General features: G+C 63.9%; 3 protein-coding genes. All 3 read right to left on the bottom strand.

Annotated elements, in window-relative coordinates:
* Window positions 1-123: 123 nt before the first annotated feature.
* Window positions 124-1773 carry a phosphoglucomutase (alpha-D-glucose-1,6-bisphosphate-dependent) gene (gene pgm / locus QQJ96_RS23445; protein WP_284334458.1) on the bottom strand — a complete coding sequence of 550 codons (1650 nt, stop codon included), beginning with the start codon at window positions 1771-1773 and terminating at the stop codon, window positions 124-126.
* A 136-nt stretch (window positions 1774-1909) separates the two neighbouring features.
* Window positions 1910-2590 carry an HAD family hydrolase gene (locus tag QQJ96_RS23440; RefSeq protein WP_284334457.1) on the bottom strand — a complete coding sequence of 227 codons (681 nt, stop codon included), beginning with the start codon at window positions 2588-2590 and terminating at the stop codon, window positions 1910-1912.
* Window positions 2587-11214: a glycoside hydrolase family 94 protein gene (locus QQJ96_RS23435; protein ID WP_284334456.1), complete on the bottom strand. Its 8628-nt coding sequence runs from the start codon at window positions 11212-11214 to the stop codon at window positions 2587-2589. Before QQJ96_RS23435 ends, QQJ96_RS23440 begins: the two co-directional genes overlap by 4 nt.
* Between the last annotated feature and the right edge of the window lie 321 nt (window positions 11215-11535).

Here is an 11535-nt window from a genome sequence, read left to right as displayed (position 1 = left end):
TGCTCCAGGACCGAGCAGGATTTGCGAAACCCAGCTGAGACTCGACGCTAATCAGGTGCTTGCAGGGGAGGGGGCAAATACTCGCCACCTGAAAGATCTGGCCCTCCGGGCGTGAAGCTGCCTTCAGCCGGCCAACGCCGCATCCACGATGCCCTGCGCCTCCTGCAGGATCGCCTGCAGGTGCTCTTCGCTGCGGAAGCTCTCGCCGTAGATCTTGTAGATCTCCTCGGTACCCGACGGGCGCGCGGCGAACCAGCCGTTTTCGGCCATCACCTTGATGCCACCGATCGGCGCATTGTTGCCGGGTGCGCGATCGAGCACCCCGACGATCTTCTCCCCGGCCAGCTCCTTGCTCTGCAATTGCTCAGGCGAAAGCTTGGCGAGCCGGGCCTTCTGCTGCGCATTCGCGGCAGCGTCAACGCGGCTGGAATACGGCTTGCCCAAGGCACCAGTCAGATCGGCGTACAGCTCGCCCGGATCCTTGCCCATGCGTGCGGTCATTTCCGCGGCCAGCAGCGCCGGCACGATGCCGTCCTTGTCGGTGGTCCAGACCTTGCCGTCATGGCGCAGCATGGAAGCACCCGCGCTTTCTTCGCAGCCGAAACCCAGCACGCCATTGAACAGGCCGTCGGCGAACCATTTGAAACCGACCGGCACTTCATACAGCCGGCGCCCCAGGCGCTCGGTCACGCGATCGATCAGCGAGCTGCTCACCACGGTCTTGCCCACGCTGGCCTTGTCGGTCCACTGCGGGCGGTGGCGGAACAGATAGTCCACCATGACCGACAAGTAATGATTCGACGGCATCAGCCCCACACTGCGCGCGACGACGCCATGGCGGTCGTGGTCGGTATCGCAGGCAAACGCCACGTCGTAGCGATCCTTCAAGCCGATCAGGCGCTGCATCGCGTATTGCGAGGAAGGATCCATGCGGATCTTGCCATCCCAATCCACGGTCATGAAACCGAAGGTGGGATCGACCGAGTCGCTGACGATGCTCAGGTCAATGCCGTAACGCTGCGCGATGGGTTGCCAGTAATGCACGCCGGCGCCGCCCAGCGGATCGACCGCCATGCGCACGCCGGAACTGCGGATCACATTGAAGTCGATGATGTTCTTCAGGTCCTCGACGTAACGCCCGAGGAAATCGTATTCCTGCACCAGGCTGGATCGGCGCGCCTGCGGATAGCTCATCCGCTTCACCCCGTCGAGCCGGCTTTCGAGCAAGGCATTGGCGCGTTGCTGGATCCAGCTGGTGACGTCGGTTTCGGCCGGACCGCCATTGGGCGGGTTGTACTTGAAGCCGCCGTCGGTGGGCGGGTTGTGCGAAGGCGTGACGACAATGCCGTCGGCCAATCCGTCGAGGCGATTGCGGTTGTAGGTGAGGATGGCATGCGACACGGCCGGGGTGGGCGTGTATTCGCCGCCAGCGGAAATGGCTACCGCCACCTCATTGGCGACCAGCACTTCGAGCGCGCTTTCGAACGCCGGCTGGGACAGCGCGTGCGTATCGATGCCGATATACAGGGGGCCGGTGATGTGCTTCTGGCGACGGTAGTCGCAAATGGCCTGGGTGATGGCCAGCACGTGCCATTCGTTGAAGCTAGCCTCGAACGAGCAGCCGCGATGACCGGAGGTGCCGAAGCTCACGCGCTGGGCGGGTTCGGTGGGGTCCGGGCGCAGCTCCGCATAGGCGTCCAGCAGCTTGGGCACGTCCACCAGCATGGCTTGCGGAGCGGGCTTTCCGGCGCGGGCGTCAACGTTAGGGTTCACGTGTTGGGGATTCCTGGTTGAGGGGTCACATGCTCCAGCCCCTGCTTGCAGGGACTGGAGCCGATCAGGCAGCGGCGCATTATCGGCGACGGCACATCAACCCTTCGTCTGTGCCGCGTTGACGGTGGCGATCCGTTCATGCGGCGGCCCGCACCAGTTCGGCCGCCAGGGCCGGCAGCTCGCCGATGGCGTTGATGGTGTAGTCGGGCCTGGGCTGCAGCTCGTCCAAGTTCGCCCGCAAAGCGTAATGCCCCTGGCGCACGAACACCGTGGTGAGGCGATCGCCGAGCAGGTGCTTCATCTTCGCCAGCAGGTCCGGCTTGTCATCCGCCACCACGTAGTGACTGGCCGGATAGCGCGCCTGCATCTGCTGCAAGGCCAGTTCCTTGTGCACGAAGATCAACACTTCCCCGCGCACGACGCCACGAATGCCGGCGCGCTCGATCTTGTGCGGCTGGAACGCAACGTCTCCGTCGGAAAGGATCACCGCCCGGCCAAGCTTGTTGAGCTCGTCGACAGCCTCCAGCGCGCCGGCGTACAGCCGGTGCTCGAAGGGATAATCGAGCAGCCAGTACGCCAAGTTGAACACGCCCGGACGGGTATCGTTCTCCAGGCGGAAGCGCTGCAGCGCGCCTAAATAATCGACGTAACCCAGCGAAGTGCGCAGCTGTTCGTAGATCGCCCAGTAGCGATCGCATTCGGCCTGGCCGAACTCCCGCGTGAGATGCGCGTGCAGGTCGGCAGTGAAGCGGTCGCTGTCGAGCAAGGTATTGTCGACGTCCAGCAGGAATACGTGCGAAGCGTTGGCTTGATTCACAAATAAACATCCACGTGGTGCTCGCCGCCATCGTCGATCAGCGGCAGGCGGTCACCTTCGACCGGCTTGCCGTTGAACAGGATGCGGCGCGGTTCCGCCCCGTCCTGCGCCACGTGCACCACGATCTGGTAATCAGTCTCGCGGTGCCGGTAGCTCAGGCGGTACTCCGTCCAGTCTGGCGGAAGCACAGGGGCGATGTACAGGCTTTCCCCCTCCACGCGCAGGCCCAGCAGCGATTCCATGATCAGACGGTACATCCAGCCGGCGGAGCCGGTGTACCAGGTCCAGCCGCCACGGCCGTCGTGCACGCCGCCGAAATAGACATCGGCGGCGACCACATAGGGCTCCACCTTGTACCCATCGATGCGCTCGCCGCCGCCGTGATGGATCGGACTGATCATGCGTAGCAGTTCCCACGCGCGCCGCGCATCCCCCATGTCAGCAAAGGCCATCGTGGCCCAAACGGCGGCATGCGTGTACTGGCCGCCGTTTTCCCGTACGCCGGGCACATAGCCCTTGATGTAGCCAGGGTCCATTGGCGTGCGGTCAAACGGCGGATCGAGCAGTTGGATGATGCCGGCGGCGCGCTTCACCAGATACCGGTCCAGCGATTCCAGCGCCTGCTTTCGGCGCTCCGGTGGCGCCGCGCCCGATAATACCGACCAGCTTTGCGCGATCGAGTCGATGCGGCATTCCTCGTTCTGCTTCGAACCCAGCGGCGTGCCGTCGTCAAAATACGCGCGCCGGTACCACTCGCCGTCCCAGGCGTGCTCGTTCAGCGCGGCGGCGAGCTTGCCTGCCTGCTCTTCGCAGCGCTGCGCGAAGCTTTCATCCTGGCGGCGCCGCGCGGTCTGGGCAAACGAATTCAGCACTTCGTACAGGAAGAAACCCAGCCATACGCTTTCGCCGTGGCCCTTTTCGCCGACCTTATTCATGCCGTCGTTCCAGTCGCCGGTGCCGATCAGCGGCAGACCGTGCGCCCCAAGCGCATCGATGCCGCGCTCGATCGCCAGCACGCAGTGCTCGTACAGCGTGGCGCTTTGCTGCGAACGCGCCGGCAGGTCGTAATAGGATTCCTCCTCCGGCCGCAGCGGCCGCCCTTCGATGTAGCCGATGCGCTCGTCCATGACGCCGGTGTCGTGCGTGGTATGGACGTAGCGGCTGAGCGCCAACGGCAGCCACAGGTAGTCATCCGAACAATGCGTGCGCACGCCGCGATCGGAAGGCGGATGCCACCAGTGCTGGACATCGCCTTCCACGAACTGGTGCGCCGCGCACAGCAATAGATGCTGCCGCGCGCTGTACGCGCTGGCGTGGATCATCGCCATGGAGTCCTGCAACTGGTCGCGGAAACCGAAGGCGCCACCGGACTGGTAATAGCCGCTGCGGCCCCAGAAGCGTGCGGCGATGACCTGGTACATCAGCCAGCCGTTGGCCAAGGCATTCACGCCGATGTCCGGCGTGCTCACCTGCACCTTGCCCAAGGTCCAGCGCCAATGCATGCGCACTTCCTCCAGCGCTGCCGCGGCCGCGCCGGAGCCGCGATGGCGATGCGCCAGATCGCTCGCCGCCCTGGCATCAGGCGCCGCACCGAGGCGGAAAATCACCTCGCGGGATTCGTCCTTGCCCAGCTCGAACGGCACCTGGATCGCCGCGCAGGGATCGAGGCCCGCGCCGATGCGCCCGGACAGGCCGATGCGGCTGAGCGCAGCCGGTGCCCGCGGATGGCCATTGCGGCCCAGGAATTCCATGCGGTCGCAGGTCACGCTGCGGCTGCCGGCATCGGTATCGAAGAACGCCACCCGGCCCGGAAACTCCGTGTTGTACGCATTGCGCGCCAGCAGGGCGCCAGTCGCCGGATCGGATTCGGACACGATATGCATGGCGTACTTGTTGCGCATATCGCCCAACACCCACTCCACGTACCCGGTCGCGGACAGGCGCCGCGCACGGCCGGAGCGGTTAGACACCCGCAGCACCCAGAACTTCACCGGCGCGTGCAAGGCCACATACATCCACAGCTCGATATGAATGCCGTCCTCGACGTGCTCGAACACCGAATAGCCAAAACCATGTCGCGTTACATAAGTGCCCTTGCCACGATGCGGCAGTGGCGTGGGTGACCAGTAGCGGCCGGTGTCCTCGTCGCGCAGATAGACTGCTTCGCCGCAGCTGTCGCTGACCGGATCGTTGTGCCAGGGCGTAAGCCGGAATTCGTGCGAATTCTCCGCCCAGGTGTAGGCGCTGCCGGCCTCGGAGACCACGCAGCCGAAATCGGGATTGGCCAGCACGTTGGACCACGGTGCCGGCGTGTGTCGGCCTGGACGCAGCACGATCACGTACTCGCTGAGGTCGGGCGAGAAACCACCGTAGCGGTTGCTCAACTGCAGTGTGTCCAAAAGCGTTTGGGTATCGTCCTCGATCGCCGTGGTCTCGGGCGGACCGAGCCTGCTAGTGCTCAGCGCCGGCAGTTGCGGTTCCACCCGGCGGCGCTCGATCTGCTCGGCCAGCGTGCCGCGACTGTCATAGAGCACGATGCGCGCCACCGACTGCACTAGCACGCGATCCTCCGTCGACAACTGCTGCGAGGGACGCACGAAAATGCCGCCAGGGCGGTCGATCAGGTTCGCTTCCGTGCTCGAAGCGATCAGGCCGAGGATCAAGTCCTGCAATTCCTGCCGGTAGCCGGCCTGGTCCTCGTTCCAGATCACCAGGTCCACCGCCAGCCCTTTCATGCGCCAATACGCGTGCGCTTGCACGAGCTGCCGCACCAGCTCGATGTTGGCGATGTCGCCGATGCGCAATAGCACGATCGGCAAGTCGCCTGAAATCGCCTGCCCCCACAGGCCCGACTGCCCACGGCGATTGGCCTGCAGCACGCTCGTTTCGGCCCGCATCAGTGTGTTGGCGTAAAGAATGGATGCCGCCATGCGCTCATACAGCCGTGCGTCCACATGGGTGGCGTTGAGTTGCTGCAACAGCACCTGGCTATGCGTCCAGGCTAGGTCGAACACGCGATCGGCCAGATGGCGGTCACGGTACTTCTCGGCCAAGTGCAGGCAGCTGTCGCGCTGCTCAGCCACACCGGTGACAACATCGACGGTGGCCGATGCTTCCGGCGGTAGTGTGATGCGTACACGGATGGCCACGATTGGATCGAGCACCGAGCCCACCGTGTTGGAAAGTTGGGCATGCGACGCCAGCTTGCTCAGCGCCAACGGCTTGGCCATGCTGCGGCCGCGTCCGATGAATTTCGCGCGATCCGTCTCGTAGGAAATCTCATCCACTGCCGCATCGTGGACCGCGATCAGGTGACACATCCACGGTACTCGTTCATCGTTGGCGCGTGGGCGGCGCGTGCCCAGCAGGGCTTGCGTGGCCGCCACCCATTCGGTCTGCACGAACAGGTTGCTGAAGGCCGGATGTGAAGCATCGGCCATCGGTGGCGCGATCACCAGTTCCGCAAACGTGGTGATCTCGATAGTGCGCGGACGCCGGCCGCGATTGGTCAGGCGCACGCGGCGCAACTCGATGTCGTCCTCCGGCGATACGACGATCTCGGTATGCGCGTCGTAGTGATGCTTGCGTATGCGAAACTCCGCTCGCGCGTCGGAGAAGATGGCTTCGTAGTGATCGGGCCTGGCCAGCGTGGGCTGATAGGTGGTGGACCAGAACTCACCTGTTTCCACGTCGCGCAAATAGCAGAACTGACCCCAGTTGTCGCGCGTATAATCCTCGTGCCAGCGGTGCACGGCCAGGTCGCGGCAACGGCTGTAGCCGCCGCCGGCACTGCTCATCATCACGTGATAGCGGCCGTTGGACAGCAATTGCACCGCCGGCCGCGGCATGTCCGGATCGCTGAACACGCGCAGCGGATTGTCGGCCGTGGCGATCCCGGCCTGCAGCGATTCGAAGCTGATGCTCTGCAGGTATTCGGTGGCGTTCTTCGGCACGCGCTCCTGCAACAGCAAGGCAATGGCGCGGAACTGTGGATCGTTGTCGAAGCGTTTTTGCATCGGCTGGTTCAGCAGCAGGTAGGCCAGCGACAGCAGGCTCATGCCCTGGTGGTGGGCCATGAACGAGGACACCGTCACCGCGTTCTGTCCATGCGGCACGCGTGCCGGCGTATAGTCGACCGCTTCATAGAAACCAAAGCGCCCTCGCCTGCCTTCGGCCGCAAGCCGATCGAGGTTGGCATAGGCCTCGACCGGCGCCACCATCAAGGCCATGACACATGCATAGGGCGCGATCACCACGTCCTCGCCCAGACCGCGCTTGAGCCCTAGACCGGGTACGCCGAAGGCGCGGTACTGGTAATTCAGATGCACGTCGACGGTGTTGTAGCCGGATTCGGAAACGCCCCATGGCACGCCGGTCTGGCGGCCGTATTCGATCTGACGCCGTACCGCGGCGCGGCAGGTCTGGTCCAGCAGCGTGCCCTGATAGCTGGGCATCACCAGCATCGGCATCAGGTATTCGAACATCGAGCCCGACCACGACAGCAGCACCGGCTTGCCGCCGGCGGTGGTCAACAGGCGACCCAGCGCAAACCAGCTGTCCTGCGGCAGTTGCCCTTGCGCGATGGCGAGATAGCTCGCCAGGCGCGCTTCCGAAGCCAGCAGGTCGTAGCAGCTTGCATCCAGCCGGCGCTCGTCGACGTTGTAGCCGATCGACAGCAGCTTCTTGCGCGGGTCGAACAGGAAACGGAAATCCATGACGGCCAGTTCCGAGATGTTCGAAGCCAGGCGCAGGATTTCATCGCGGCGGGCCTTGGGACCGAACGGATCGCTGTCGTTGTTGGTGCCGGCCGCGATCAGCACCTGCCGCAAGCTGGGAATGCCCTCCTGCTCGGCCAGGTGAGCCGTCCATGCCGAGGCCAGATCCACCTCATGGCGCACATCGGCAAGCTGCTCGCACAGGCGCTGGAACCAAAAGTGCGCTTCAGAACTTTCATCGTGGGGCACGAGGGCATCAAGATTGCCGATGCGCATCTGCAGGTCCACCAGATGGATCATCACGCGATCGAGCGTTGCCGGCGGTTGCCGAACATTTTCGCGCAACAACTGGCGCAGGCTGGCGATGGCGGCATTGGAATGGCCTTCCGGCAACGCATCGCGCAGCAGCGTGAGCGTATCGCGCAGGCCTTCCAGCAGGCGCGGATGGAACAGCGGCTCGTCCAACAACGCAAGCAAGCCGGGTCGCAACACCAGCAGATGCGCGGCGAGATTGCCGCTGTCCACCGAGGAAACATAGTTCGGCGCCAACGGCTGCAGCGTGACAGTGTCGTACCAGTTGTAGAGATGTCCGCGATAGCGCGACATGCCTTGCAAGGTCTGCGAGGTCTTGGCAACGCGGTCGAGCAAGCGCGCAGCGCTGATGAAGCCGAAATCGTAGGCGGCGAGACAGGACAGCAAGGACAAGCCGATGTTGGTGGGCGAGGTGCGATGCGCCACTACGTGGGCGGGTACTTCCTGCACGTTGTCAGGTGGTAGCCAATTGTCCTCTGCCCCTACATAGGTTTCGAAGAAGGCCCAGGTGCGGCGCGACAACGCGCGCAGGAAACGCATCTCCCGCCGCGACGGGGCAAAGGCCGCTTCTTTGCGTTGCCCGCTCGACCACTGCACCACGGCAGGCCCGATCAACCACAACAGCAGCACCGGCACTGCAGGAGCCAGCGCGAGGGGCTGCCGCGACCACACCGCGATGATAGTCAGCACGGCCAGCACGGGGTTGATCCACATCACGCGGTAGGTATACGCGATCGAGCGCATTCCTTCCTGCGCCACGTCGCGCGAAGTGCGCCATTGCAGCAGGTTTCGCCGGCTCACTGCCATGCGCCACAGCGTGCGCAGGATGGCATCGAGGCTGTAATACGCTTCGTGCGGCAAGCTGAGCAGGTTAAACAGGGCACGCGCGAGATGTTGGCCGGCCGGCGTTATCGCCGACTTCAGGTGCGAGGTCAGCGTAATGTCTTCCTGTTTCTGCGCGATCGCCAGCAGCGACGACAACAGCGGCAAGGTGAACAGCAAGGCCAATACAGCCACTGTCCAGATGATCGGCTGGTTCAAGCAGCCCCAGGCGATCAGGAACAAGGCCAGGAACGATGGCGCCACCAGGCTGCGCCTCAGGTTGTCGAAGATCTTCCAGCGCGACAGGCCGCCCAGCGTGTTCTTCACCCATTCGCCCCGCGCGTTCGGTACGCGCGGCAACACCCATGGCAGCAATTGCCAGTCACCGCGAACCCAGCGGTGGCGGCGCTGATAGTCGCCGACATAGCTGGACGGGTACTCCTCGTACAGCGGCACGTCGCTGAGCAACCCCGACCGCGCGTAGCAACCTTCAATCAGGTCATGGCTCAGGATGGTGTTGTCGGGAAAGCGGCCATCCAACGACTGCGTGATAGCGTCCACGTCATACACGCCTTTGCCGATGAACGAACCTTCGCCGAACAGATCCTGATAAACATCCGAAACCATGCGGGTATAGGGATCGATACCCACTTCGCTGCCGAACAACATGGCGAAGCGCGAGCGTCCGCTGCTGGGCAGGCTGATGCCAAGTCGCGGCTGCAGGATGCCGTGGCCGCGCAGCATGCGTCCTTTCGACGCGTCGTAGAAGGGACGGTTGAGCGGGTGTGCCATCACGCCTGCAAACGCTTGCGCAGCGTCGCGCGGCAGTTGCGTATCGGCATCGAGTGTCACCACGTAGCGGATGCCACGCAACACTTCGATCGGCCCGACCGTGAGCATGAAGGGGCTGGTATCACCTGCGCGCAACAGATTGTTGAGGTCGGTAAGCTTGCCCCGCTTGCGCTCGTAGCTCATCCACAACTTGTCGGCGTGGTTGTAGCGTCGCGGCCGGTGCAGCAGATAGAAGCGGTCGCCTGAGCCGGGCGCGTACTTGGCGTTCAACGCCTCCAGATACTGGCGGGCCAGGCGCAGGATGGCCTGGTCGTGTTCCAATCGCTCCTCGTCCGCGTCCTTGAAATCGCTGAGCAAGGCAAAATGAATGTTCTGATCGCGGTTGGCGAGGAAATGCACTTCCAAGGCCTCGACCATGTCTTCCACGTCCTGGCTGTCGCCCAGCATGGCAGGCACCACCACCAGCGTGCGCGACGAAGGCGGCACACCGCGCGAATAGTCCATGCGCGGCAACATGCCAGGCGAAGTCGTCAGCGTAACCAGCCAGTTCACCAGCCCCAGCGCAAACTGGCTGGTGGCAAGCAAGGCCGGGATGGCGATCAGTACCAAAGCCCAGCTCCCATAGCGGTTGGTGCCAGCGGCGTATACGATCGGCGCGGCGAACGCCAAGGTGAGCAGCACGATCAGCCCCGCGTACCATGCCAACGGCCGGCGCAACAGCCCGCGCCGCAGGTTCATCCAGGCGTGATAGCGATAACCGGCCTTTTGCTCCAGCGCCGGCAAGCCCTCATCGATCAGGTAATAACCGGCGTGGGCCTGGATAGCTTCAGGTGCATGCTCCGCCGCCCAGGCACGCGCAAGCTCGATAGCCTCATGCGCCACTTCCCCTTCGCCAAGCTGGCTGGCGCGCGCCAGCCGCTCGATCACATGGCGGTAGTGGTCGCGGGTGGCGAAATCCATGTTCGGATAGACGCCGGCCGGGTCCTGCTGCAGCGTCTGCTCGACGATGCTCAGGCGCTCGACGAATGCATGCCAGTCGATCGCCGACAGATGGCGCAGGCTGCCGATGCTGTTGCCGACGGAAACCTGGTTGGCCGCCTGTTCCTGCGCTTCGAGCTGCAATTGGTGCTCGGTGTTGGAGCCGCTTTCGGCCAGGCGCTGTTCGACCCAGGTCAGCGGCATCGCCAGCACCGTGCTCTGCCCTTGCAGGCGGCGTGCGAGTTCCGCCACGAAGGCGCTGGTCATCGGCGGATCCGAACGCGCCATGTCGGCGACGCCGATCACCACGCTCTTGGGATCGCGCTCGGCGATCTCGGTGAGCAAGTCGGCCCATTTACCGGCCTGCTCGCGATAGTGCCAATCCGACAGTACCCGTACAGCGGCGCGGCGCAGGTTTTCGATCAGCGCCAGACGCAGCATGATCGGAATGGCCCACAACTCGCCCAGTTTCAGCGGCTGCACGCGCTGGTAGGCGGAAATGAAGCGGCCCAGGCTTTCGTCGTCCACGCGGCCGTCGCCGTGCGAGATGGTTTCCAGCGCCAGCACATACACGCGCGGCAAGCCGCTCCCTTCGCCTTCCTGCACCAGGCACGGCAGCTCGCGGTTGTAACGCCGTGGCAGATGCTTGCGCGCAATGCGGATCTGGTCTTCGATCAGGTAGTAGTTGTCCAGCAGCCATTCGGCGGCCGGCGAGATGCGCCGGTTGCTCTTGGCCGCTGCGGTCAGCGCTTCGCAGGCCTGCAACAGCAAGTCCGCATTTTCATCCAGGCGCTCAAGCAAGCGGTCCGACGACGAGCGCGGGCTGAGCTTGTGCTGCCTGGCCAGCGCCATGCCGTGCTGCTCCATCTGCTCGGCGCTGAACAGCTCCGCGCGTAGCGCGGGCTCCATCGATTCCTCGGCTGCTGCCAGCGATACGGCGTAGTGCGTAGCCGAATGAGTGTGGAGTGCTGCCTGTAAAAGAACGGATTGGTCGGTCCTGAACATCGCTCCGGGTCCGGCTCGGCAGCCGCCTGCCGCCGGAGCATGCCGATGCTCTGGCGTTCTTCGCACGCCAGCGGGCATGCGTCACAGTGCGCTGCGTTTAAAAAGTAGCTGCCGGTACGTGAAATTCGGGTACGCAAGCGTTAGATCATAGGCTGGGATGGCAATCCCAGCATTGCCGAGGATGTGCATCGCGAAGCTGGGATTGTCATCCCAGCCTACGGGCCGCCCTTCGTTCTAGGAATTTTCTGAATTCCTTCGTCCCAGCGAGCTGATACAGTCCGCCCGTCATGACTCGATGACATCGTTCAATCTTGGGGGTTT

It is taken from the genome of Dyella flagellata (assembly GCF_030160275.1).
Classification (GTDB): Bacteria; Pseudomonadota; Gammaproteobacteria; order Xanthomonadales; family Rhodanobacteraceae; genus Dyella_B; species Dyella_B flagellata.
Note: the sequence above shows the minus strand (reverse complement) of the source record. Positions and strands in the feature narration are given on the sequence as shown.

Excerpts from the sequence above, each read along its gene's own strand:
- QQJ96_RS23435 (WP_284334456.1), bottom strand. The coding sequence starts at position 11,214 with ATGTTCAGGACCGACCAATCCGTTCTTTTACAGGCAGCACTCCACACT.